Raw genomic sequence first — 23,509 nt, 5'->3', positions numbered from 1 at the left:
GACGCTCACTCAGATCTGGGGGACTGCAGGGGGCTGCAGTCAGGCACACAGCAGTTTTCGGTCTTCCACGATCAGAGGAGTTCGTTGATGGAAAAGCGCATGAGTGACGTCGTCTTCTCGCGGCGTGCAGTGCTGGGCGGGATGCTCGGGGCGGGCGCGATCATGCTCGTCGGGTGCGGGCCGGACGAGGCATCGCCCTCGCCGTCCGCGGGAAGCGGAGGAGGGTCCTACGACGTCATCGTCATCGGGGCGGGCTCCGCCGGCATGGCCGCCGCGCGGGAGCTGATGGATGCCGGCAAGAAGGTGATCGTGCTCGAGGCGCGCGACCGCGTGGGCGGACGCCTGTGGACCGACCGCACCCTGATGAGCATCCCGCACGAGCGCGGTGCATCGCTGTGTCACGGCGGGCCGGACACCGAGACCTGGGCCTGGGCGCAGAAGCTCGGGATCGAGGGGCGGAAGTTCGAGAACAAGTTCTCCCGCTACAGCCCGAGCACGCCGTGGGTCGGCTGGGACACCCCCGACTTCTACGCCTTCCCCGAGGGCACGCCCGCGCTCGCGGTGCCGCTGCCGGAACCGACGGCGAAGGAGTCGGCGCTGCAGTACCTGGAGCGCCTCGGCATCGCGCCGACGAACTACCCGCTCGCGCTGTTGGGAATCCAGGTCGACACCGAGCAGTTCGCCGTCTACCCGGCCTACGGTGTCGTCGACACGCTGACCGCCTGCCTGACGGTGTCGAAGACCGGGGTGATCGAGCCCGACGGGTACGCCGGTGACTACAAGCTGCTCGCGCCGTACGTCGACATCCTGAACGCCGTGGGGGAAGGCGTGGAGGTGCGGTTGGAGACGCCGATCGAGACGATCGACTACTCCGGATCCGGAGTGAGCGTGCAGGCGGGATCCGAGACATTCGAGGCGGATGCCTGCGTCGTCACGGTGCCCATCGGGGTGCTGCAGAAGAAGTCGATCACCTTCTCGCCGCCGCTGGAGGACGACCGGATGGCGGCCATCGACGCGGTGAAGCAGACCGTCGCGTACAAGACCATCCTCGAGTTCGACCACCCGGTGCGCCCGGAGAGCTTCGACATGGTGAACCAGCACGACGAGGGGCCCTGCCAGTTCTGGGACGAGTCCACCGGGATGCCCGGCTACGACGGCCAGCTCATCGTGGCCTGGGACACCGGGGATCGCGCGCGGGAGCTGCTCGCGCTTCCGGAGAAGGAGCGGCTCGACGCGGCGCTCGCCGGAGTGCGCAAGCTCGCCGGCGACCAGGGGCTGAACTACGTGAACGCGTCGAACTACGACTGGCGCGACGACGAGTTCGCCCTCGGGGCGTATGCGACCGGCGAGCGGGATCAGGACACGATCTACCGGCCGGCGAAGGACACGCTGTTCTGGGCCGGGGCGATCAAGAGCTCGGTCGCGAGCGCGCACTCCAGCGGGCTCGAAGCGGCGCAGGCGGTGCTGGTCGCGTCGTAGCGGCGCGGGAGTAGGGGAGGAGCGGGGCCGGTGGAGCAGGTCCCGCTCCTCTGCCGCCTCGGTGCCACTTTGACATAGGTCAAAATCTCGAATAGCGTCGAGCCATGGCTCAGGCACGCGATCGCGACGACGTCTCCGACCGCATCGCGGGCGCCACCGCCGCCGAGATCTCGGAGAGCGTGCGCGATCTCGTCGATCGCGGCGAGCTCGCCCCCGGCGATCACCTCCCCTCGGTCCGGGCCCTCGCCGCCCGCCTCGGCGTCAACCGCAACACGGTGCTCGCGGCCTACCGCTCGCTGGTCACCGCGCGCGTCGCGATCACGGGCGGCCGCACCGGCACGACGGTGCTCGGTCCCGCGCAGAACCCCGACGAGGGTTACACCGCGGGGACGGTGCTGCGCGACATCGGCAGCGGCAACCCCGATGCCGCGCATCTTCCCGACCTCGCCGCCGCCTTCGCCGGTGTCGAGCCCGCCCACGTGCTCTACGGCGAGTCCGTGATCGACCCCGCACTGGCCGAATGGGCCACGGAGCGGATCGCCGCCGACCACCCTCGTCCGTTCCGTCTGTCGATCACCGCCGGGGCCGTGGACGCCGTCGAGCGCCTGCTCGCCCAGAGCCTGGTGCAGGGCGACCGTGTCGGTCTCGAAGACCCGTGCTTCCTCTCCAGCATCCACACCGCACGCCTCGCCGGGTACGCGCCCGTCGCGATCCCCGTCGACCGCGAGGGGATGACCGTCGAGGGCCTGCGCACCGCCCTGGAAAGCGGCGCCCGCGCGATCGTCTGCACGCCGCGCGCGCACAACCCGACCGGGGTCGGCATCACCGCGGCACGGGCGATGGCGCTTCGCGAGGTTCTCGCCGAGCACCCGCACGTGCTGGTCATCGAAGACGACCACTTCTCGTTGCTCTCGACCACGCCGTACTCCAGCATCATCGCGCCCACCCATCAACGATGGGCGCTCGTGCGCTCGGTGTCGAAGTTCCTCGGACCCGACATGCGCCTCGCGGTCACGGCATCCGACTCGGTCACGGCGAACCGGCTCGCCCTGCGGCTCAGCCCCGGCACGATGTGGGTCAGCCACGTGATGCAGCGGCTCGCCGCCGGAATGCTGCGCGATGCCGCCACGCAGAGCCTGATCGCTGACGCCGGCACACACTACGCGGCACGCAACCGCGCGTTCGTCGCGCAGCTGGCCGCACGGGGAGTGCACGCGCAGGGCGACGACGGGCTCAACGTCTGGGTCGACGTCCAGGGCGATACCGCCGAGGTGTCCCGTCGTCTCGCGCAGCGAGGCTGGCTCGCCCGCTCCGGTGCGGAGTTCGCGCTCGACTCTGACGGCTCGTCCGGTGACACGCACCTGCGTCTGACCGTGCACGACCTCGACGAGGCCGACACGCAGCGCCTCGTCGACGACCTCGCCGGTGCCATCGCCGGCACCCGCGGGACGGGAGCGGAGTCATGAGGGCGGGTGGGATGGCCGAAGCCGAGTATCGAATCGGACGCTCCTCCCGGCTGGAGGGTGTGCTGTACGACCTCCGCGGCCCCGTCGCGGCGCGCGCAGCCGAACTCGAGCGCAGCGGCGAGTCCATCCTGCGGCTCGACATCGGCAACCCGGCCCCCTTCGGATTCGAGGCTCCGGCGGCCATCGTCGAGGCACTGCGCTCCGCGCTCCCGCACGCGCACGGGTACTCGGAATCGGCCGGCCTGCCCGAGACCCGCGAGGCGATCGCTGCGCACTACGCCCGCCGCCGCGGTTTCCCCGCTCTCTCGATCGAAGACATCACGGTCGGCAACGGCGTCTCCGAGCTCGTCGGGCTCACGCTGCAGGCGCTGCTGGAACCGGGCGACGAGGTGCTGATCCCGAGCCCGGACTATCCGCTGTGGACCGCATCGACCGTGCTCTCCGGAGGGCAGCCGGTGCACTACCCCTGTGTCGAGTCCGAAGGCTGGATGCCCGACCTCGCGGCGATGGAGTCGCTGATCGGCCCGCACACCGCGGCGATCGTCCTCATCAACCCGAACAACCCGACGGGGGCGGTGTACGGGCGCGAGGTGCTCGAGCAGATCGCCGAGCTCGCGCGACGACACGGGCTGCTGCTGCTCTCCGATGAGATCTACGACCGGGTCGTCTATCCCGGGTTCGAGCACCTCTCCACCGCCCAGATCGCGCCGGATGTCCCCTGCGTCACGTTCGCCGGGCTGTCGAAGACCCACCGCGTCGCGGGCTACCGTGCCGCCTGGATGACGGTCACCGGGTTCCATGCCGATGACCAGTTCCTCTCCGGCGTGCGACTGCTGGCGTCCATGCGGATGTGTGCGTCGGTTCCCGCGCAGCACGCGATCACGGCCGCGCTGACGCAGGATGACTCGCTCGACGCACTGGTCGCATCCGATGGCCGGCTCACGCGGCAACGGGATGCGGCGCTCGACGCGCTCGACGCGATTCCGGGTGTCCGCACCCAGGCCGCGGGTGGGGGGCTGTATCTCTTCCCGCGACTCGATCCGGAGCTGCACCGCATCGACGACGACGAACGGCTGGTCCTCGACCTCCTCGACGCGGAGCGCATCCTCCTCGTGCACGGGAGGGCGTTCCATCTGCGTACCCCCGATCATGTGCGGATCGCCTTCCTCCCCCAGACCGACGTGCTCGCCGACGCGCTCCGACGCTTCGGCTCCTTTCTGAGCGGATACTCTCCGCCAGGGCGCTGAGCGCCTCCGACCCGGTGGAGTGACCGAGTGGCCAGGTCGCGGTCCGCAAGACCGTGCACGCAGGTTCGATTCCTGCCTCCACCTCAGACCGGGCTCACGAGAGCCGACGCCGACGAAGGGCCTTCCGCCATGGACAGCGCATTCATCCCCGCAGCCAAACCGCTCATCGGTGACGAGGAGGTGGCGGCCGTCGAACGCGTGCTGCGCAGCGGGATGCTCGCCCAGGGCCCGGAGGTCGCCGCGTTCGAGGCGGAGTTCGCCGAGCAGTTCCTGCAGGGCCGCACCGCGGTGGCCGTCAACTCCGGCACGAGCGGGCAGCTGCTGGGCCTGATCGCGTCGGGGGTCGGGGCGGGCGACGAGGTGATCGTGCCATCGTTCACGTTCGCTGCGGTGGCGAACTCCGTCGTCCTCGCGGGCGCGACCCCGGTCTTCGTCGATATCGAGCCGGTGCACTTCACCCTCGATCCGGCACGGGTGCGCGCGGCGATCACTCCGCGGACGAAGGGCATCATGCCGGTGCATCTGTATGGGCACCCCTTCCTCGTCGACGAGATAGAAGCGGTGGCGGCCGAGCACGACCTGGCGATCTACGAGGATGCGGCGCAGGCGCACGGGGCTGCCTGGCGCGGTCGTCCGTCCGGCACCATCGGCGCGTTCGGGATGTTCAGCCTGTATCCGACCAAGAACATGACGGCCATCGAAGGCGGCATCGTCGCGTGCGCCGACGAGGACATGGCTCGCACCATGCGGCTGCTGCGAAACCAGGGGATGGAGACGCAGTACGCGAACGAGATCGTCGGGTACAACAACCGCATGAGCGAGGTGCACGCCGCGGTGGGTCGCGTGCAGCTGCGGAAGGTGGGGGAGTGGACTCGGCAGCGTCAGCGGAATGCGGCGCTGTTGGATGAGGCGCTCGCCGGCATCGACGGGCTCACGATTCCGCGGGTCGCCGACGGCGCCGAGCACGTGTATCACCAGTACACGGTGCGCATCGCCGGGGGCGAGCGCGACCGGGTGCGGGATGCCCTGCGCGATGAACACGCTGTCGGAGCGGGCGTCTACTACCCGATCCCCAACCACCGGCTGCCCTCGCTGCAGCGGTACGCCCCCGAGGTCGACCTGCCCGAGACCGAGCGGGCGGCACAGGAGGTGCTCTCGATCCCGGTGCACCCGTCGCTCTCGCGTGAAGACCTCGACCGGGTCATCAACGGTCTCGAGGCCGTGATGTCGGCCGGCGGGTGACCGCCGGGCTCGCGCTGCGTGGTCAGGCGGCCAGGGCGAGCCACACGCGCGGCGAATGGCCGATGCGCTGGGCGAAGACCCGCGAGAACGCCGAGGCGCTGGCGTAGCCGAGCTCCGCGGCGACGGTGCTGACCGACATCCCGGCGCGCAACTGCTCCTGCGCGACGGTGAGACGCCATTCGGTGAGGTGGTCACCGGGCGATCGCCCGAGGACGTCCTTGAACCGTGCGGCGAAGGCGCTCCGCGACATGTTCGACCTGCGCGCCAGCGACTCCAGGTTCCACGGATCGCCCGGCGCCTCGTGCATCGCGACCAGTGCCGGAGCGAGCCGCTCGTCGGCGAGACCGGGAAGCAGGCCCGGGGGGAGGTCGAGCCGACCGCTGTTGTCGAGCATCCATCGCAGCAGCTGGATCAGGACCACTTCGAACATGCGGTCGGCCACGAGCGGGCGTCCGCAGCGGACGTTGTCGACCTCGGAGAACAGCAGGTCGAGGGCCGGGGCGAGGGCGGCGACCTCGTCGAGGGGCAGCACGATCACCGACGGCAGCGTGCGCACGAGCGGATGAGTGGCACCGCCGTCGAAGTCCAGCGTCGCGCACGCGAAGTCCGACTCGTCGGTCGGCGCGTTGAGGAAGGTGTGGTCGAGCGGACGCGGGAAGAACAGCAGGCTCGGCCGCGTGATGACCTCGCGCTCGGTGCTGCCGTCAGGCCGACGGTGGGTCACCTCCATCTCTCCGCGACGCAGCACGTGCAGGTAGCCGTGACCGCTGCTCGCCGGGAAGACCGTCGTGCCGCACAGGGGGCCCGTGTGGAACAGGCGCGTGCGCACGCGGAAGCGCTCGAGCAGCGGAGTGAGGCGGTCGACAGAGGGCATGTCTCCAGTATCTGGACGATTGGTCATGAATGCAAGACGTTCTGGTGCGCATCGTCCGGCGATTCCCGGAAGACTCGAGGATGAGGCCGATCGGCCTCATCCTGCTAGCGAAGGAGCATCACATGCCCAACGTCTCTCTCATCGAACGCGAATCGGCCACCGGACCCGTCAAGGAGCAGCTCGACCAGATCGCCGGCGCCTTCGGAACCGTGCCGGCGATGTTCCGCGCCGTCGCCCACTCTCCGGCTGCCCTGACGAGCATGTGGAGCGCATTCGGCGCGTACGGGGGCGGCACCCTCGGTGCTGCGCTCAGTGAGCAGATCGCCGTGGCGGTCGCCGACCGCAACTCGTGCAACTACTGCCTCGCGGCGCACACCGCACTCGGCAAGAAGGCCGGTCTGACGCGCGAGACGCTCGCCGCAGCACAGGTCGGCGAGTCCGACGATCCGCGCACGGCCGCGTTGCTGGCATTCGCGCTGAAGCTCGTCGACGCCCGCGGACAGGTGTCCTCGGCCGATGTCGACGCGGTCCGCGCGCAGGGGTGGAACGACGAGCAGATCGTCGAGACCATCGGTCAGGTGGCGCTGAACCTGTTCACGAACTACGTGAACATCGCGCTCGATGTGCCGGTGGACTTCCCGAGCGTGGCACTGCGCCGCGCGAGCTGAACCGCCACCGACGAAGGGCCGGGACCATCAGGTCCCGGCCCTTCGTCGTGCCGTCTCAGTTCGCGTCGGCGTGGTGTGCGGGGCTGTCGACCTCGTCCAGCCAGGCGGCGATCGTGGTGCGAGCGGCGGTCTCGAGCCGCGGGCCGTGGATCCTGGCCTGCTCGCGGATCGTTCGCGGGTCGATGCCGTGGTGGTGCAGCTCGTGCGCGTGCCCGATGAGCCAATTGCCGATCGTGCGATGGTCGGCCTCCAGGTGGAACTGCAGCGCGAGCACGGTGTCGGTGGCGAACGCCTGGTTCGGGAAGTCCGGAGTGCGGCCGAGATGGCGGGCGCCCTCAGGGATGGCGAAGGCATCGCCGTGCCAGTGCAGGACGGGCAGCCCGTCGAGGGGGCGCAGGGGAGAGTCGAGCCCCTCGACCGTGAGCTCGAGCGGCGCGTAGCCGATCTCCACGGACCCGGTCGGAGCGACCACTGCTCCCATCTCCTCGGCGATCAGCTGTGCGCCCAGGCAGATGCCCAGCATCGCCCGGCCGTCGCGCAGCCGATGCGCGATCGCCTCCTTCGACGCGTGCAGGAACGGATAGTGCACGGTGTCGTACACCCCGATGGGACCGCCCAGCACGATCAGCAGATCCGCGTCGTCGACCCGCTCGATGTCGATCGCCTGCACACCGAGGTCGACATACTCCACGTGATACCCGCGCTCGATCAGGAGCGGCTCGAGGATTCCCAGATCCTCGAAGTGGACGTGCCGGAATGCGAGGGCGATGCGCGACCGCGAGGAATCGATCGTCATGGTGTCCGTCCTTCTGCGACGTGCGCGACGAGCTCGGTGAGACGGTGCGAGTATCCCCACTCGTCGTCGTACCAGGCCGAGATCTTCACCTGGGAGCCGGTCGCGCGGATCAGCGTGGTGTCCAGTATCGACGAGTGCGGGTCGATGACCGAGTCCGAGACGGCGATCTCATCGTCGGCGCAGCGCAGGATCCCTTTGAGTCTTCCCTCCGAAGCCGTCTGGAAGGCCACCCTCACCTCGTCGGCCGTCACGGTCTGCGTCGCCGTGACGGTGAGATGCGTGATCGACCCCCTGAGGGTGGGAGCCCGCAGCGCCGTGCCCTCGAGTCGGCCGTCGAGGTGCGGGAGGACGCGGGTGACGGCCTCGGCGGCGCCGAGGCTGCTCGCGGTGATCCTCGCGTCTCGGGTTCCCGCGGGCAGCAGGTCGGCGTGCGGGATGTCTTGGAAGCAGTCGTCGACGGAGCCTGCGTGGACCGTCGTCATCAGCGCCGCGTCGATCCCGAACGCGTCGTCGAACGTCTGCAGCACCGGCGCCAGACAGAGCGTGGTGCACGACCCGCTGGAGACGACGTGGTGTCGGTCGGGATCGTACGACCCCTCGTTCACTCCGAGGACCAGAGTCCCGTCATCGCCGGCGGCGGGCGAGGTCATGATCACCTTCTCGGCTCCGGCGGCGAGGTGCTCCCTCGCGGCGTCGGCGCGGATCGCCTGGCCGGTCGACTCGATCACGATGTCGACGCCGAGTTCGTCCCACGGCAGGGATCGGCGGTCGTGTTCGGAGTACACCCGGATCGCGTGACCGTTGACGAAGAGATGCCTGTCGTCATGCCGCGCCCCGCCCGCAGGCCGGCCGCCTGCCCGGTCGTTCTCGAGGAGCTCGGCGACCGCGCGTGCGCCGCGTGGGTCGTTCAGCGCGACCAGCTCCAGGTCGGACCTGCGCGCCATCAGAAGGCGGAGCTGGTTGCGCCCGATGCGCCCGAGTCCGTTGATGGCGATCTTGGCGGGCATGGAGCTCCTTCAGGGGGTGGTGAGGATCCGGAGTGATCTGTGAGGATGTTCGGTCGAACGCAGATCAGGCGAGAGCCGTCAATGCGCGATCGATCACGTCCATCGCGATGTCGAGCTGCTGGTCCGTGGTGGTGAGCGTCGGCAGGAAACGGATCACGTTCGCGTCGCTGCCCGCGGTGAGAAGCAGGATCCCCTCCTGCGCCGCGAAAGCCGCGACGGCCGAGGCCGCGCCGGCCGCCGGACGTGACGTACCGGGTTCCGTCAGCTCGAACGCATACATCGCACCTCGCCCGCGCACATCGCCGATCAGCGGATGCCGCGCGGCGAGGTCGTTCAACTGCTGCTCGAGCCTGTCGCCGATGCGCAACGCCTCGGCGAAGAAGTCTCCGTGCTCGAGCTCATCGAAGACGGCCAGGGCTGCGGCGATGGATACCGGGTTGCCGCCGAACGTGCCGCCGAGAGTGCCGGGGTCGGCGGCATCCATGATCTCGGCACGACCGGTGACCCCGGCGAGCGGGAGACCGGCCGCGATGCCCTTGGCGGTGAGCACGAGATCGGGCACGACGCCGAACTGCTCGCTCGCGAACCAGGTCCCCGTGCGGCCGAGGCCGGTCTGGATCTCGTCTGCGATGAACACGACGCCGTTGCGGGTGCACCACTCCTGCAGTGCGGGCAGGTAACCGTCTGCGGGCACGACGAAGCCGCCCTCGCCCTGGATGGGCTCCGCGATCAGAGCTGCGAGGTCGGTGACGCCGATGCGCTGCTCGAGGTGCGCGATCGTCCGCTGCGCCGCCTGCTCGCCGGTGAGACCGTCCCGGTACGGGTACGAGTTCGGTACGCGGTGGATGTCCGGCGCGAAGGGACCGAAACCAGTGCCGTACGCCGCCTTGTGGTTCATGGCGAGCGTGAGGTTCGTGCGCCCGTGGAAGGCGTGGTCGAGCGCGGCGACCGCGCGGCGGCCAGTGTGTCTGCGGGCGATCTTGACCGCGTTCTCCACGGCCTCCGCCCCGGAGTTGGCGAAGAAGGAGCGCTTCTCGTGGTCGCCGGGAGTCTTCTCGGCGAGGCGCTCCGCGAGGCGCACGTATCCCTCGTAGGGGGTCACGGTGAAGAGGGTGTGCGTGACCTGTTCCATCTGCGCGGCGGCCGCTGCGATGGCGGCGGGGTTCCCGTGGCCGATCGTGGTCACGCCGATGCCGCTCCCCAGGTCGAGGAAGCGGTTGCCGTCGACGTCGGTCACCCACGGGCCGTCGGCGTGGTCGATGTAGATCGGGAGCACGCTGCCGACCCCGCGGGCCACGGATCTCTGACGCCGCTCGTGGATCGCACGGCTCCGCGGCCCCGGCACCTCGGTGCGCAGGGAAGGGGCGGATGAGCGGTCGGGAAGCACGTCGAGCGGGGACATGGTGGCTCCTGTCGGGTGTGGCGCGAGGCGATCCAGCCTCGCATCAGATCGACCTAAGACTATGTTAGCCTTTGACCTATGTCAAAACCAGAGCAGCCGAGCGGGGTCGACGATCGATACCCCACGGCGTTCACCGTCGACGACTTCCACCACAACGTCGCAGCCGTCCGCACACGCATCGACGAGGCGGCCCGTCGCGCCGGACGCCTCCCGGAAGAGGTCACGCTGCTTCCGGTGAGCAAGACCGTCCCCACCGAGCGCGTCAGGGTCGCCATCGAGTCGGGCATGCGGCTGCTCGGAGAGAACAAGGTGCAAGAGGCGGTGCGCAAGCACGGCGAGACGAGCGACCTCGACGTGTCCTGGTCGATCATCGGACATCTGCAGACCAACAAGGCACGGGACGTCGCCACCTTCGCCACGGAATTCCAGGCCCTCGACCGGTTGCGTGTCGCCGAGGCGCTCGATCGGCGCCTGCAGGCGGCAGGACGCAGCCTCGACGTCTTCGTGCAGGTGAACACCTCTGCCGAGGATTCCAAGTTCGGGATGCCGCCGGGGGAACTCCCCGCCTTCCTCGAGGCACTGCCCTCGTATCAGAGCCTTCGCGTGCGCGGACTCATGACGCTCGCCATCCTGACGCCCGACGACCAGCGGGTGCGCGAGTGCTTCTCCCTCCTTCGCACACTGCGAGACCAGGCCAGAGAAGACGCGCCCGACCTCATCGGCTCCGGCGAGCTCTCGATGGGGATGTCGGGGGACTACGAGATCGCGGTCGAGGAGGGGGCGACCTGCGTGCGTGTCGGTCAGGCGATCTTCGGCGCCCGCGCCCTCCCCGACAGCTACTACTGGCCCGAGGCCTGAACCGCGACGACGTCGGCGCGGCGATCAGTCGTCGGTGCGGAAACCCGCCGCCTTGTGGGTGCCGTCGCAGAACGGCTTGAGGGTCGAGAGCCCGCAGCGGCACAGGGCCACGGTGCGACGATGCGGCTCGATCGGCTCACCGTCGGCGGTGCGCAGTTCGACGGCGCCCCGCACGAGCAGCGGTCCGTCGGGATAGGGCGTGATCGACGGCGGCTCGGTCCGGGCATTCATGACGCCACCCGCGGCCGGAGCGACGAGGTGCCCGCCTGCCAGGACTCCAGGATGTGTTCGCCGCCCCAACCGTCCACGGTCAGGCACGCCGCCGCGCCGAACAGGATGTCGGGCAGCAGCTCGGGGTGGTCTTCGGCGAGGCTGCCGGCCAGGTCTCGCGCGGCGATCTGCTCGTGCACCGCATCCGCCTCGACGTGCTCCTCGAAGTAGGCCGCCACATCCGGGTCGAACCCCAGACGATGCAGGCCGTCGGCATACAGGCGGCAGGGGATGGACGAGGTCATCTCGAATGCGGCCAGGTGCCCGACGATCGCGCCGACGAGGCGGCGGTTGAGCCCGAACATCGACATCATGTTGTGCGAGGCGAGAGTGATCGCCGGCACATCGTCGACGTACGCTCCATAGGTGGCATCGAGGCCGGCGGCACGCATCGCGCGGGCGAAGAGCTCGGCATGCACGCGCTGCGGTCGCCCGCCGCCGTACTCGTCCGACTGGATCTCGACGAGGGCGGCCTTGGCGCGTCCTTCCAGGCGCGGGATGGCCCAGGAATGCGGATCCGCCTCGCGCAGCGTGTACACCGAGCGCTGGATGAGGGTCTCCTCCGCCTGCTCCCTGGTGGCCTTCTTCGCGATGTGCCGCGAGAGGCTCGGTCCCGTGTCGGCGGCGGCCAGGGCGAAGAGCGCGCGGCCGACGGCATCCACGGTCGGCTCGGGGGACTCCGGCATCGGCACCCTCGCCCGCAGCGCGCTCTCGAACGCCTCCTCGAGGATCCGGCGTGTGGTGAGAAGGGCGGGGTCCCACTCCAGGTCGGCATCGAGCTGCGGGAGCGATCCGTAGGACGAGGCGTAGAGGACGAAGAGCGCGAGCTGGATGTCGTCGTCGCGCACCACGTCAGCGCTCGCCGCCACGGCAGCGGTCGCGAGGCCCGTGTGGTCGGAGGCAGCGGCGTCGTCGCCCGTCAGGTGCGACATGACGGCGTGACTCAGCGGCCCTCTGTCGGTGAAGGGGAGGGTTGCGGCCGGGGCGGATGCCGGGGCGGATACGGTCATGAACAGGGCTCCCATCGGTGCGATGCTTCGCATCCTGCCGCGTGTGGATCATCCGCTCCAGGGACTTGACGCAGACGGGCGTGCGGGGCATACGCGCCGCGGCGCGGGCGGGGTGTCGACATCCGCTCCGCAGGGGCGGTCAGCGAACCGGTACCGTGGGGGCATGATCCCGGCCGTGCGCACCTTCGGGCGCCTCCTCGCACGGCACGGCCTCGCGCTGGCGGCCTGGTATCTCGCCGGCGAGGCACTTCACGAGATCTTCGTGCAGCTCGCGGGTTTCATAGGCGGACTCACCACGCTCGGCGGGCTCCTGCTCCTGCCGCTCGCCGTGGCCGCGCGCCTGGTGTCGTACGTCGCCATGTACCTCACGGTGCAGCGGTCGCTGCCGCACAGTGCATCCGACCACCGCCCGGGCTACCGGCAGTTCGCGCAGACGACGCTGGTCGCCATCCTGCCGTTCTTCGCGTTCTATGCCGCCTGGGGAATGCTCGACGTCGACATCAAGGCGTTCTTCAACATCGCGAGCGGCATCGCCCTGCGCGACGCCAGCTACGACGCCGCCCAGCTCGGTGACCGCGGCGGCCTCATCGCGGTGGGCGTGCTGCCGGTCGCCGTGCTGGTCATCGCGCTCGTCGTGCGCGTGCTCCTCGCGCGAATCGGCGGGAGACTGCCGACATGGACGCTCGCGCTCGCCGCGTACGCCGAGGTGGTCTGGACCTTCATGCTCTTCACCCTGGTGGGCCAGTGGTGGGCGCAGGCCAAGGAGTGGATCGCCGATCGAGCGGGCGTCGCCTGGTTCGAGGGCATCGGCGACTGGTTCGGGGCCCACGTGCTCCCGGTGGCGGCGCTGTGGGAGACGGTGCTGTGGCTGGTCGGGCTGGTGGTCGCCGCGGTGGTCGTGCCCGCGGCATGGTTGACCGTGGCCGGCGTCATCTACGGCACGACCTTCGACGCGACGCCGGCGGTGCTGGGGCGTATCGAGCAGGCGCCCCCTGGTGCGGTGTCGAACCTCGCGCGAAACCTCGCACTCCGCCTCGAGGGGCTGTGGGCGGCACTGGCCCTGATCTGGCGCGGCGGCCCCGTCGTGTTCGGCTGCACGGCACTGGCGTATGCCGTGTGGTCGTGGGCCGAGCAGGTCGGTTCGCGCGGTCTGCTCCAGCTCGTCGGCGCGCACGACACCGCGTTCTGGTCGGGCTTCTTCCCGCTTCTCCTCGTCGCCGTGGCCGCCGTGGCCGAGCCGCTGCGCGTCGCGATCGTGGCGACCGCCTTCGACACCGTGGTGGGTCGCCCGGAAGCGAGGATGGGCACGCGCGAATCAGGGTTCGATGGGGAAGCGCGCGATCTCGTCGGTGCCGGGGATGTCGAGCGCGAACGGCCCGTCGGCGTCGTCGGGGAGCAGGAACACCGCGAGGATGGCATAGGAGCCTGACTCCTTCTGGCAGCCCGACTCGCCCTCGTCATACGGCACGTCGAGCGCGGACCGGGCGTTGGTCCAGACGCGCGCGCCCTCGGTCTCGGCGAGGGTGAACATCCCGCATCCGGCGGACTCGCCCTCCGCCCTGGCATCGATCCGGATGCTGAGCGTGCGCGATCCCGCCGGTGCCTCGAACTCATCCCAGCGGGCGGAGTCCAGACGGAGTTTCTGCCCGGTGACCTCGGCCCTCCCGTCCTCCGCATCCTGCACCTGCGTACTCTTCGGGGCGGCGGGCAGCACATCGAACCAGACGTGCACGGCGATCGCGGCGGCCGCGGCCACCACGAGCGCCACCAGTGCGAAGCGCTGTGTCCGCCACCAGGTCATGGCGCCCCCAATCGCGGCTCGTCGAGTTCCCTGTCGGTCTCCTGCGGCACCTCATCGAGCGAGAGCGGGAAGGTGATGACGTCGTCGAGACGCGGCGTCGGGTACTCACCGGTGAGTCGCAGCTCTCCGTTCCCGGTCCGTAGGCCCTCCGGAAGCTCGAACGCCAGTGTCCCGACGGTGTCGGTGCCCACTCGCAGCTTGGCCCGGAGCAGCGATGTCGGCGGACGCTCGCTCGCCAGGAAGACCTGCCCGTCGATCACGAGGCTCGCGACGCCGATCACGGCATCCTCCTCGGTCGTCGGTGCGGACGCGGCGAGTTCGATCACGAGCCAGTTCCCCTCGGCCTCCCACTTGTCCGCCACCGTCAGCCGGTCGGCGAACGAGGCCTCCTGCACCGCGGCGATGAGAGTACGGGAAGTGGCCGTGTCGGCGACGGCCGCCCTCGTGAAGAAGGGATCGGTCAGCGCATCCTCGGGCGGTGTGACCGCCGTCACCACGCCGGCCGCGAGGACGAGCGCGATACCCGCGGCCCACGGAATCCATCCGCCGCGCGCGCTCACGGACCGACCTCCACGGGGGTGCGGGCGATCAGGTCGGTCCGTCGCCACGTGATCGCCGACGACGAGAGGATGACCTGGCCGGACTGCTCCCTGGCGTCGTACACATCGAGGTGGGCCTCGTGCTCGTCGAGAGCATCGTCGGCGACGGGGAAGGCGATGCGCACATCGGCGGGGACGCCGGGTTGCAGCACCACCGCGCGCAGCGAACCGTCCGCCCGCCAGGAGCGCGCGGTGTCGGTCACGGCCACGCCCGAGAGTTCGAGAAGCGGTGCGCTCGAGGAGAGCAGCCGTGAGGCGACCTGGTCGGCCGTGCCCTCCACCCCGACCGCGCGGTCGGAGAGGTTCTCCAGTCGCACCGTGACGATGAGCAGGGTCTCACCCGGCTCCGCCTCCAGATACTGCTCCTCGACCTCGTCGGTGACCTCGGCATCCATCACGGTCACGGCGTACAGCGAGGTGCGCGCCTCGCTGCCGGCGGGGACGAGCGACGGCTGCGTCGTCGCCGGGGCGAGGCCGCCGAATGCCACGAACGCTCCCAGCAGGCCGACGATCGCGACCACGGCGGCCCAGAGCGGCACCGCCGCACGGCTGAAGGCACCCGAGGCGGCCTGGCGTACGGAATCGACCACTCCGCCTGTCCTCGTCACGCAGTCAGCCTAGCGACAGGTCTCGAACACGTAGTCGTCGTCGGTCGGGGTGACCAGGTCGCGGTCGCGGAGCACCATCGATGCCGGGGAGTCGTCGTCCGCACACATCTCGGCGAACGGGCGGGGCAGCTCGTCGGCGTATTCGATGTCGATGACGTGATCGCCGTAGACCGCGGTGTAGGCGCCGCACTCGGCGTAGACCGCGCACTCCTCGGTGACCGCGAAGTCGAACCCGGCCTGGTCGTGCAGCACCGCCGCATCCTCGGCAGTGTTCTTCTGCCCGGCCGCGAGGCCGGCCGTATGGGCCGCCCCGACCAAAAGTGTGGCCAGCGCCAGGTTGTCGTCGAAGGAGAGCGCCCCGTCAGACCGGGTGTACGAGTCGAGGTTGTCGAACTCGACGGCGTCGAAGCCGTCATCCCCGCACCCCTCGATCCACGGGATCACCGTGGCGGCGATCCGGTCGCGGCGCTCGGCTGTCGACGTGTCGAGCAGTGCCTCGTCGGGCCAGTCCGGGTCGAAGACCACCTCGCCGTCACTCTGCAGCAGCAGGTCGCGGGGCCAGGAGTCGAGTTCGTCGGGCTGCGTCTGGAATCCGTTGACGTAGCAGATCGAGTACACGCCCTCGGCCGGCTCCGCGCTCCGGTCCCGGCCGACGATCCCGACCTCGGACGCCGGTTCGTACGCACCGCCGAGCTGGTAGTCGGGGGTCGCGCCGGACGGCGGAAGGCTGAACGACGCGGCGGGTGCCGACGATTCGCCGGACGCGGGGGGAGCGGCGGGCGCCGCGCATCCGCCGAGCGCCAGCACCAGCATGGCGGCGGCGAGCGGCGTTCCGCCCCGGCGCGTCCTCGTGGGCATGGTCACTGCGGGGCGCCGGACGCGGCGACGTCGGCCGGTGCCGGTTCGGCCGGGTTGCGGCGGATGCCGATCCACGACACCACGCCGCCCACGACGAGCAACGCCGCCGTGACCCAGGCCGCATTGTGGAACCCGTCGAGGTCGAGCGTGCCGCCGACGATCGTCGAGAGCATCGCGACGACGAGCAGACCGGCGACGCGGGAGATCGCGTTGTTCACCGCCGAGGCGATGCCGGAGTGGTTCTCATCGATCGCCCCGAGGATCGCCGCGGTCAGCGGCGCCACGGTGAGCGAGAGGCCGAGACCCATCACGATCATCGCGGGCAGCACCTGCCACCAGTAGTCGAAGTCGTCTGCGACGAGCAGCAGCATGAGTGCGCCGACCGCCATGATCAGCGGACCGATGGTCATGAAGAACCGTGGCCCCCACCGGCCGGCCCATTGTCCCGCGCGGGAGGAGATCAGGATCATCAGGATCGTCATCGGGAGGCTCGCGAGCCCGGCCGCCGTGGCGCTGAGACCCGCGCCCTGCTGCAGGTAGACGCCGACCACGAAGCCGTTGAGCGACAGCGCCGCGTACACGAAGAGGGTGGCGAGGTTGCCCCAGCCGAAGTCGCGCACCCGGAACAGCCACAGCGGCATGAGCGGCGAGGCCGAGTGCTGCTGACGCCACAGGAACAGGGCGAACAGGGCAGCGCCCACGACGGCGGGGATCCAGATCGCCGGCGACTGCCACCCCATGTTGGGCTGCTCGATCAGGGCGAACACCACGGCGCCGAGGCCGAGCGCGCACAGCGCACCGCTCCACCAGTCGACCTTGATGCCGCGCGGGTGCTCCGGAAGCTTCAGGCGGGCGAGCAGCAGCAGGGTGATGCCGATGGGGATCACATTGATGAGGAAGACGAAGCGCCAGGACAGGTAGTCGACGAACAGGCCGCCGAGCAGCGGGCCGACGAGCTGGGCTCCGGTCGTGAAGGCGGTCCACACACCGATCGCCCGGGACTGCACGTCGGCGCGCATGGTCGCGGTGATGAGCGCGAGCGAGCTCGGCACCAGCAGCGCGCCGGCTGCACCCTGCGCGGCCCGGGCGATGATCAGCATGAGCGGATCGAAGGCCGCGGCCACCGCGATGGAGGCGATTCCGAACGCGATCAGGCCGATGCGCATCACCAGCACGCGGCCGTAGGCGTCGGACACCGATCCGGCGAGCAGGATCAGCGCGCTCAGCGTGATCAGGTACGCGTCGACCACCCACTGCTGAGTGGTGATGCCGCCGCCGAGTTCGCGGCTGATCGCGGGCAGGGCGACGTTCACGACGGTGCCGTCGAGGAACGTCACGAACGAGGCGAGCACGGCGATCGAGATCACGAGCCGCTGGAGAGGGGCGAAGGAGGAGGCCACAGGCCGACATTACTCCCGGCGGCGGACACCCGGGCGGCGGCGGTCAGGCCGCGGGCGCGGGCGCGGGCTCCTGTCGTTCCCCGTGCGGATCGGGCCGAGGCGCAGCTGGTGCCGGGTGAGTTGCCGGCGTTCCGGCGCGGAGGAGTCGCGCGAGCCCGGCCGTCCCGTCCTGCTCGACGCTGCGGCGCTGCCGAGTGGCGCCGGTGCCGTCGGTGCGCAGCCGGGCGAGCCCGTCGTGCACCCACTCCTCGTCACCGAGTTCACGAAGCGCCGGGGCGATAACGGCCTGCATCCGCTCGGCGACGGTCCGCGCGTCGTCGATCTCCCCGGTCGTCGGGTCGATCACGCGCGCGTCCATGCCGCGGCGAGCAGCGGTCCACAGTGACGCGTCGATCACATCCGCGCCGATCGCGGCGGGAGGCTGGTCGTCGGTCAGCACGATCGCGCGGCTGAGCAGCGCGGCGAGCACCGACTCCTCCGGAGTCAGCTGCGCGTCGAAGACCCGCACCTCGACCGTCGGGTAGCGCTCCGAGATGCGCACCGCCCAGGAGAGGGAGGCGGCATCGGCGATGGCCCGCAGATCGATGAGTCGCTGCACCCCCGAGCGGTACTCGGTGAGATCGCGGAAGTGCGGCGGGCTCCACGAACCGGGCAGACGACGGATCAGGATGCTGCGCCAACTGGCGAAGGAGGTGTCGCGGCCCTCCACGAACGGGCTGTTCCCGGTGAGGGCCAGCAGCACCGGCAACCAGCCGCGCACCCGGTCGAGTGCGCGCACCCGCTCTTCGTCGTCGAGCACCTCGACGTGCACGTGCAGGCCGTTGACCTCGTGATCGTGGGTGAGATGGCCGAGCTGCTCGGCCACCACGTCGTAGTGCGGGGACGGGGAGACGGCGGAGGAGCGCGTCGTGGCGAACGGCGTTCCCGACGAGGCCGCGATCGCCTGCTGCTCCTGCGCATGCCAGCCGATCAGCTCGCGCAGGTGTCGCAGCTGTGCCTCGGCATCCGCGCCGGTCGAGACGGGCTCGGTGAGGCACTCGATCTGCGAGGTCAGATACTCCTTCGTGACCTCGCCGCCGGTGCGGAGCCGCGTGATGCGCTCGCGCGTGCCGGAGGCCAGAGCCACGGGCACCAACGAGTGCTCATCGAGGAAGAGGAACTCCTCCTCGATGCCGAAGCGGGTCATCCCCGGCCTCAGTGATTCCTGAGGGCGGAGATCAACTCGGACTTCCGCTTGTGGCTGTAGCCGGTGAGTCCCAGTTCCTTCGCGCGTTTGCGCAGCTCCGGAACGGTCCAGTCGTCGTAGTCGCCGTGTTCTCCGCCACGGCGACCGACGGTGCTGCGGCCTTCCTTCGCGGCCGCGTTCGAGATCCGCGCCGCCTTCTCCTTGGACGCCCCGTCGTCCCTGAGCTCTTCGTACAGCTCGGGGTCCTTGAGCGAATTGTTCCGTCGTCCTGGCATGGGCTCATCCTTTCGCGCACTCGGAGGGTGGAAGTCAACCCCCTCTGGAAGATGGCTCCCGGGAGCTAGCGTGGTGTCACCGCAGTCGGGCGTTCGCGCCCCGAAAGAAGGGAAAGACCGATGAACATCCTCCTGATCATCGTCATCGTCGTCGCAGTGATCCTCGCGATCACCGGAGGACTGGTGCAGTCGCTCCAGTTCCTCCTGTGGGTCGGACTCGTCCTCCTCGCGATCGCTGTGATCGCCTGGTTGATCCGAGCGATCAGCGGCAGCCGCAAGGTCTGACCGAGGTCTGATCCCGAAGAGGTGGGGCCCGCCCGATGGCGGGCCCCACCTCTTTGCCGTTTCCGGGGGACTCTCGTCCTACTTCTTGTCGAACGCGTCGCGCACGCTGTCGCCGGTCTTCTCGGCGGCGTCCTTCACGTTCTGACCGGCCTGCTTGGTCGATGCCTTGACCTGATCTGCCTGGCCCTCGGCCTCGAGACGCTCGTTGTCGGTGAGCTTGCCGACGCCCTCTTTGACCTTTCCTGCGGCCTTCTCGGCGGCGTTCTTGACGTCATCTGCAGCACTCATGTTCTGCTCCTCTCCTAGGGCGGATTCGATTGATCCCGACCTTTCCACGCGGGCGCGGAACGAGCCACGGGATTGACAATCCGGCTCGCTCATGTCAGCGTTCCGCCCCATCGACGCGGGGTCCCCGAGGGACTAGCCTGGCGCCAGGCGGGTGGTCCTGCCCGCGGACCTCGAAGGAAGCGGTGAGCGATGGACTCGATGATGATGGGCGCCATGTCGAAGAACATGGAGTCGATGCCCGACATGGGCATGATGGACATGTCCGTCATGCAGGCGTGCATGGATGCGTGCGCCGCGTGCGAGCAGGCGTGCACGGTGTGCTCGACGCAGATGATGGACTGTTCGCCGGCCTGTATGAACTGCGCCGACATGTGCAACACCATGATGCGCTCGATGATGCGGATGCAGGGCATGACGCCGGCCTCGATGATGGCCATGCTCAACGCGTGCATCGCGATGTGCCAGGTCTGCATGGACGAGTGCATGCGGCATGCCGACGACAGCGACGTGTGCCGCATGTGCGCTCAGGCGTGCCAGGCGTGCATGGATGCCTGCATGGCCATGAAAGACATGATGATGGCGAGCGCCTGACGGGCGATCGCTCCCGACGGCCCGTCGGTGACGGGCCGCGTCAGACGGTGGCGACGTTGAACTGCGTGCGCCCCACGGCGAGCACGCCGTAGCGGGCATGCAGCGCGACCGGTGTGCCCGGGGCTGCTTCGAGCGCCGCGCCGGATCCGTTCCACAGCTCGTGGACCTCGCCGTCGAGCGTGCGCACGACGAGGTCGCCGGCGACGGCATCCGTCGTCACGACCAGCGCGTCGACCCACCCCGCGGGCGTCGCCGAGGCGATGCGCGCCTGGATCAGATGCAGCGCGTGGCCGGGGGCGAACGAAGAGCACCGGTCGCCGTGGCTGCACATGCACGCTGCACGCTCACGCACCGGGAGGGGCGAAAGGCGGTTCAGCGGCGTGGACACGGTGGTCTCCTTCAGGATCGACGTTCCGGAAAGACTAAGTCGGGTTCCGGGTCGGAGCCAGGCGGACCGACACGGAGTGAAACAAACGGGTGTAGTCTCTCGGGGTGCTGTCGTCGATGAGCGCCCCTCGGGCGCAGAGCGGAGCTGCAGGCGCCTTCCGCGCCGCAGGCAGAGGCTGAAGACCGGCCGGAGGCGGAAACCCCGTCCCCGGTGCTGTGTCATACCCCGGCATCCGTCCCGGGCGCCTCATCCGATCGACTCGCCCTCTGCGGCGACCACTCCTGAAAGCACCTTCTCATGCGTCCCATCGACGAGCGCGGCATCCGCGCCTCCTTCCTCAACGCCTCCCGCAAGGAGGTCTCCGACCTGACCCTCCCGCCCGGCTTCGCCGAGATCGACTTCGACCGGCTCGACTTCCTCGGCTGGGTGGATCCGAAGATGCCCCGCCGCGCGTACGTCGTCACGTGGGTCGACGACGCCCCGGTCGGTGTGTTCCTGCAGCGCGCCGAGCAGCGCGTGATCGCCCGGGCGCAGTGCTCCTGGTGCGAAGACGTCACGCTCCGCAACGACGTGCAGCTGTTCGTGGCACGCAAGGCCGGTGCCGCCGGACGCAAGGGCGACTCGGTCGGCGTGCTCACGTGTGCCGAGTTCGGCTGCAACCGCAACGTGCGCATCCTCCCGCCGCTGGCCTACCAGGGCTTCGACCGCGAGTTCGCGCGCGATCTGCGCATCCTGCGTCTGCAGGAGCACGTCGCCGGCTTCCTCGCCGAGGTGGCGGGGCCGACGGCCTAGCCGACGCGTGCGCGTCCGGTCGTCCGGGCGCGCACGTGCTCGCGGGCGGGAGCGGCCAGCTCAACCGAGAGCCGCGCGAACTCCTCGAAGCTGCGTCGTCCGGGCCAGTCGGCCGGCAGCATCGACGGCGGAAGCCCGGGGTCGGTGTAGGGCAGCACCCGCCAGCGGTCGATCAAGTGCACGTACGCGGCGAACGGCTCGGAAGGCAGCGCGGTGAGCTGGTCCTGGAAGTCGAGGTGCTCGGCGCGCAGGGCCGCGAGATCCCACCACTGCGCGGCAGCCTCGACGAGCGTGCCGGCCGGCGCGGGGGCGGATGCCTGGAACAGGGTCGCCCGACTCCGGGCGTCGAGCTCTTCGAGGATCTGCTCCACCTCGTCGTGGAGGTGCCCCGGACAGATCCACAGCGCGGGGGACACGACTCCGGCGCCGATCCACTGCAGGCGGCGGCGCAGCTGGTGCCGGATGCTGCGTGCGCTCTCGGGAATCGAGAACGAGATCAGGCACCAGGAGTCGGCATCCGTCATCTCGCGCATCTCGAAGATGCGGCGGTCACCGCGCTCGAGCATCCCGACGGCGGCCGGGTTGAGGCGGTAGCCGATCCCGGCATCGCGCTCCGCGAGCAGGAGCCCCTTCTGCTTCAGACGTGTGATGCCGGTGCGGGCGGGGCCTGCCTCGATCCCGAGGTCGCCCGCGAGCGCGACGAGGTCGGCCGCCGAGATCCAGCCGCCGAGCGGGCGCAGGAACACCCCGACGAGTGTCCGCAGCAGCGAGGCGGTGCTGCCGGGGCGTGCGTCGATGTCATCGAGCACGGGCGCGGCGGCGGGGTCAGAAGTCACCGGACTCCAGGGCGTCGCGCACGGCCAGGACCCCCGTGATCGTCTCGACGTGCGAGGTGCTCAGTGGGGAGAGCCCGAGGCGGATGCCGTCGGGGAAGCGGAAGTCGGGGATGATGCCGTCGGCCCACAGCCGCCGCGTGACTTCGCGGAAGTCCGGGTGGCCGATCGTCACGTGGCCGCCGCGGAGGTCGGCGTCGCGCGGGCTCAGCAGCCGCACGCCGAGAGGTGCGAGCACCTCGTCGTATGCGCGCACCGCGAGGTCGGTCAGCGACTGCGACTTCGCCCGGACTCCGGCGATCGTGGACTGCTCGATGAGGTCGAGCATCCCCTGCATCGCGAGCATCGACGTCACCGGCGGGGTGCCGCTCAGCAGCTGACGGATGTCGCCCGCCGGCACGTACTCCGGCCCCATCGCGAAGATGTCGGCCGCGCTCCACCAGCCCTGGATCGGCTGACGCAGCACACCCTGGAGTCCGTGACGCAGGTAGGCGAACGCGGGGGAGCCCGGTCCGCCGTTGAGGTACTTGTAGGTGCAGCCGACGGCCAGGTCGACGCCCCACTCGTCGAGCTGCATCGGAATCACGCCGGCCGAGTGGCAGAGGTCCCACATCATGAGCGCGCCCGCGTCGTGCGCTGCGGCGGTGATGCCGGGCATGTCCGCGAGGGCGCCGGAGCGGTAGTCGACGTGGCTCAGCGAGACCAGGGCGGTGCGTTCCGACACGACGGCCTCGACGTCGGCGACGGTCACCCCGTGCACGGGATCGGGTTCGAGCCAGCGCAGGGTCATGCCGGTCTCGGCCGCGACGCCCTCGGCGAGGAACCGATCGGTGGGGAAGTTGCCGGCCTCGATGACGAGCTCGGTGCGGTCCGGGTCGGCTGCTGCGGCGGCGCGCATGAGCTTGTAGATCAGCACGCTCGTCGAGTCGGCCACGACGGTCTGGCCGGCCGCGGCGCCGAGCGCGACCCGGCCGATGCGGTCTCCGAGCTCCATCGGCAGCGCCATCCACTGCTCATCCCAGGAGCGGATGAGCCGCGTGCCCCAGTCTTCCCGCACGAACGCGGCGAGCTTCTCCGGGATGTCGCGCAGCGGGCGGCCGAGCGAGTTGCCGTCGAGGTAGGCCGTGACACCCGGCGCCTCGGCGAACGCGTCGAGGTGGGCACGCAGCGGGTCGGCGGCGTCGAGGGCACGGGCGGCGTCGAGCAGGTCGGTGTCGCGGGGGTCGGTCATGTCACACCTTCAGGTCGGCGGGGGTGAGGGGGTCGCCCGAGTGGAAGGTCACGTC

General features: G+C 70.0%; 27 protein-coding genes and 1 tRNA gene. 11 read left to right on the top strand and 17 right to left on the bottom strand.

Translation table 11 applies throughout. The features are described from left to right. Nucleotides 1-99: 99 nt before the first annotated feature. From BQ2383_RS01910 to BQ2383_RS01890, 5 genes are all read left to right on the top strand, one after another. Entirely contained in the window at nt 100-1,479 is a 1,380-nt protein-coding gene (locus BQ2383_RS01910; RefSeq protein ID WP_279627344.1) for a flavin monoamine oxidase family protein, read from the top strand. A 104-nt stretch (nt 1,480-1,583) separates the two neighbouring features. Beyond that, nucleotides 1,584-2,945 carry an aminotransferase class I/II-fold pyridoxal phosphate-dependent enzyme gene (locus BQ2383_RS01905; RefSeq protein ID WP_091028514.1) on the top strand — a complete coding sequence of 454 codons (1,362 nt, stop codon included), beginning with the start codon at nt 1,584-1,586 and terminating at the stop codon, nt 2,943-2,945. An 11-nt stretch (nt 2,946-2,956) separates the two neighbouring features. Further along, nucleotides 2,957-4,192, top strand: a complete 1,236-nt coding sequence (locus BQ2383_RS01900) for a pyridoxal phosphate-dependent aminotransferase (protein ID WP_091028509.1) — start codon at nt 2,957-2,959, stop codon at nt 4,190-4,192. Between the two features lie 13 nt (nt 4,193-4,205). Then, nucleotides 4,206-4,276 (top strand) — tRNA-Cys (locus BQ2383_RS01895). Nucleotides 4,277-4,321: 45 nt separating this feature from the next. After that, complete coding sequence (locus BQ2383_RS01890) at nt 4,322-5,434, top strand: DegT/DnrJ/EryC1/StrS family aminotransferase (protein ID WP_091028456.1); 1,113 nt, start codon at nt 4,322-4,324, stop codon at nt 5,432-5,434. Between the two features lie 22 nt (nt 5,435-5,456). Here BQ2383_RS01890 and BQ2383_RS01885 read toward each other — a convergent pair whose 3' ends face one another. Continuing rightward, entirely contained in the window at nt 5,457-6,308 is an 852-nt protein-coding gene (locus BQ2383_RS01885) for an AraC family transcriptional regulator (protein ID WP_091028453.1), read from the bottom strand. Nucleotides 6,309-6,430: 122 nt separating this feature from the next. Here BQ2383_RS01885 and BQ2383_RS01880 point away from each other — a divergent pair, with 122 nt between their 5' ends. After that, nucleotides 6,431-6,976, top strand: coding sequence for a carboxymuconolactone decarboxylase family protein (locus BQ2383_RS01880; RefSeq protein ID WP_091028716.1), 546 nt, complete (start codon nt 6,431-6,433; stop codon nt 6,974-6,976). 55 nt (nt 6,977-7,031) lie between these two features. Here the strand turns inward: BQ2383_RS01880 and BQ2383_RS01875 are convergent, their stop codons facing one another. The 3 genes from BQ2383_RS01875 to gabT all read right to left on the bottom strand — a co-directional run bounded on the left by BQ2383_RS01875 (nt 7,032) and on the right by gabT (nt 10,181). Then, nucleotides 7,032-7,772: a glutamine amidotransferase gene (locus tag BQ2383_RS01875; protein WP_091028449.1), complete on the bottom strand. Its 741-nt coding sequence runs from the start codon at nt 7,770-7,772 to the stop codon at nt 7,032-7,034. Then, nucleotides 7,769-8,779: a type I glyceraldehyde-3-phosphate dehydrogenase gene (locus tag BQ2383_RS01870; protein WP_091028446.1), complete on the bottom strand. Its 1,011-nt coding sequence runs from the start codon at nt 8,777-8,779 to the stop codon at nt 7,769-7,771. The genes BQ2383_RS01875 and BQ2383_RS01870 overlap by 4 nt, the downstream gene beginning before the upstream one ends. Before the next feature lie 64 nt (nt 8,780-8,843). After that, nucleotides 8,844-10,181, bottom strand: coding sequence for a 4-aminobutyrate--2-oxoglutarate transaminase (gene gabT / locus BQ2383_RS01865; protein WP_091028443.1), 1,338 nt, complete (start codon nt 10,179-10,181; stop codon nt 8,844-8,846). Nucleotides 10,182-10,259: 78 nt separating this feature from the next. Here gabT and BQ2383_RS01860 point away from each other — a divergent pair, with 78 nt between their 5' ends. Then, nucleotides 10,260-11,039: a YggS family pyridoxal phosphate-dependent enzyme gene (locus tag BQ2383_RS01860; RefSeq protein WP_091028440.1), complete on the top strand. Its 780-nt coding sequence runs from the start codon at nt 10,260-10,262 to the stop codon at nt 11,037-11,039. Nucleotides 11,040-11,063: 24 nt separating this feature from the next. Here the strand turns inward: BQ2383_RS01860 and BQ2383_RS01855 are convergent, their stop codons facing one another. Both BQ2383_RS01855 and BQ2383_RS01850 read right to left on the bottom strand, forming a co-directional pair. Continuing rightward, nucleotides 11,064-11,270, bottom strand: a complete 207-nt coding sequence (locus BQ2383_RS01855) for a CDGSH iron-sulfur domain-containing protein (RefSeq protein WP_091028438.1) — start codon at nt 11,268-11,270, stop codon at nt 11,064-11,066. Continuing rightward, on the bottom strand, nt 11,267-12,319 hold the full coding sequence (locus BQ2383_RS01850) for an iron-containing redox enzyme family protein (protein WP_208617603.1): 1,053 nt from the start codon (nt 12,317-12,319) through the stop codon (nt 11,267-11,269). The genes BQ2383_RS01855 and BQ2383_RS01850 overlap by 4 nt, the downstream gene beginning before the upstream one ends. A gap of 163 nt (nt 12,320-12,482) precedes the next feature. Here BQ2383_RS01850 and BQ2383_RS01845 point away from each other — a divergent pair, with 163 nt between their 5' ends. After that, entirely contained in the window at nt 12,483-13,748 is a 1,266-nt protein-coding gene (locus BQ2383_RS01845) for a hypothetical protein (RefSeq protein ID WP_091028435.1), read from the top strand. On the opposite strand, the gene BQ2383_RS19150 is transcribed toward BQ2383_RS01845, so the two are convergent. Genes BQ2383_RS19150 through BQ2383_RS01815 form a run of 7 tightly spaced genes read right to left on the bottom strand, consistent with a single transcriptional unit; the run spans nt 13,635 to nt 19,046 of the window. Beyond that, a complete protein-coding gene (locus tag BQ2383_RS19150; protein WP_140403288.1) occupies nt 13,635-14,120 on the bottom strand; it encodes a hypothetical protein in 486 nt (161 codons plus the stop codon). The genes BQ2383_RS01845 and BQ2383_RS19150 overlap by 114 nt on opposite strands. Then, nucleotides 14,117-14,680 (bottom strand): hypothetical protein, encoded by a 564-nt coding sequence (locus BQ2383_RS01840; protein WP_091028432.1) that lies wholly within the window; start codon nt 14,678-14,680, stop codon nt 14,117-14,119. Before BQ2383_RS01840 ends, BQ2383_RS19150 begins: the two co-directional genes overlap by 4 nt. After that, nucleotides 14,677-15,327, bottom strand: coding sequence for a DUF4352 domain-containing protein (locus BQ2383_RS01835; RefSeq protein WP_140403287.1), 651 nt, complete (start codon nt 15,325-15,327; stop codon nt 14,677-14,679). The genes BQ2383_RS01840 and BQ2383_RS01835 overlap by 4 nt, the downstream gene beginning before the upstream one ends. 9 nt (nt 15,328-15,336) lie before the next feature. Beyond that, nucleotides 15,337-16,185 (bottom strand): endo alpha-1,4 polygalactosaminidase, encoded by an 849-nt coding sequence (locus BQ2383_RS01830; protein ID WP_244175857.1) that lies wholly within the window; start codon nt 16,183-16,185, stop codon nt 15,337-15,339. Nucleotides 16,186-16,187: 2 nt separating this feature from the next. Continuing rightward, on the bottom strand, nt 16,188-17,585 hold the full coding sequence (locus BQ2383_RS01825; RefSeq protein ID WP_091028423.1) for an MFS transporter: 1,398 nt from the start codon (nt 17,583-17,585) through the stop codon (nt 16,188-16,190). Nucleotides 17,586-17,628: 43 nt separating this feature from the next. Further along, nucleotides 17,629-18,771, bottom strand: coding sequence for a carboxylate-amine ligase (locus BQ2383_RS01820; protein WP_091028418.1), 1,143 nt, complete (start codon nt 18,769-18,771; stop codon nt 17,629-17,631). Between the two features lie 8 nt (nt 18,772-18,779). Beyond that, entirely contained in the window at nt 18,780-19,046 is a 267-nt protein-coding gene (locus BQ2383_RS01815; protein ID WP_091028415.1) for a DUF7218 family protein, read from the bottom strand. A gap of 120 nt (nt 19,047-19,166) precedes the next feature. On the opposite strand from BQ2383_RS01815, the gene BQ2383_RS19275 reads away from it, so the two are divergent. Beyond that, nucleotides 19,167-19,331, top strand: coding sequence for a hypothetical protein (locus tag BQ2383_RS19275; protein WP_017201713.1), 165 nt, complete (start codon nt 19,167-19,169; stop codon nt 19,329-19,331). A 78-nt stretch (nt 19,332-19,409) separates the two neighbouring features. Here the strand turns inward: BQ2383_RS19275 and BQ2383_RS01810 are convergent, their stop codons facing one another. Then, nucleotides 19,410-19,619 (bottom strand): CsbD family protein, encoded by a 210-nt coding sequence (locus BQ2383_RS01810; RefSeq protein ID WP_029261061.1) that lies wholly within the window; start codon nt 19,617-19,619, stop codon nt 19,410-19,412. A gap of 213 nt (nt 19,620-19,832) precedes the next feature. On the opposite strand from BQ2383_RS01810, the gene BQ2383_RS01805 reads away from it, so the two are divergent. Then, nucleotides 19,833-20,210, top strand: a complete 378-nt coding sequence (locus tag BQ2383_RS01805) for a hypothetical protein (protein ID WP_244175856.1) — start codon at nt 19,833-19,835, stop codon at nt 20,208-20,210. Nucleotides 20,211-20,250: 40 nt separating this feature from the next. Here the strand turns inward: BQ2383_RS01805 and BQ2383_RS01800 are convergent, their stop codons facing one another. Further along, complete coding sequence (locus tag BQ2383_RS01800) at nt 20,251-20,598, bottom strand: hypothetical protein (protein WP_091028407.1); 348 nt, start codon at nt 20,596-20,598, stop codon at nt 20,251-20,253. Between the two features lie 297 nt (nt 20,599-20,895). On the opposite strand from BQ2383_RS01800, the gene BQ2383_RS01795 reads away from it, so the two are divergent. Further along, nucleotides 20,896-21,390: an FBP domain-containing protein gene (locus tag BQ2383_RS01795; protein ID WP_091028404.1), complete on the top strand. Its 495-nt coding sequence runs from the start codon at nt 20,896-20,898 to the stop codon at nt 21,388-21,390. Here the strand turns inward: BQ2383_RS01795 and BQ2383_RS01790 are convergent. Then, on the bottom strand, nt 21,387-22,226 hold the full coding sequence (locus tag BQ2383_RS01790; RefSeq protein WP_091028401.1) for a PaaX family transcriptional regulator: 840 nt from the start codon (nt 22,224-22,226) through the stop codon (nt 21,387-21,389). The genes BQ2383_RS01795 and BQ2383_RS01790 overlap by 4 nt on opposite strands. Beyond that, nucleotides 22,216-23,454, bottom strand: a complete 1,239-nt coding sequence (locus tag BQ2383_RS01785; RefSeq protein WP_091028398.1) for a kynureninase — start codon at nt 23,452-23,454, stop codon at nt 22,216-22,218. Before BQ2383_RS01785 ends, BQ2383_RS01790 begins: the two co-directional genes overlap by 11 nt. Nucleotides 23,455-23,509 lie beyond the last annotated feature (55 nt).

Origin of the sequence: Microbacterium oxydans, assembly GCF_900095745.1 — a bacterium.
Classification (GTDB): Bacteria; Actinomycetota; Actinomycetes; order Actinomycetales; family Microbacteriaceae; genus Microbacterium; species Microbacterium oxydans_B.
This window is presented reverse-complemented; position numbering and strand designations above follow the sequence as displayed.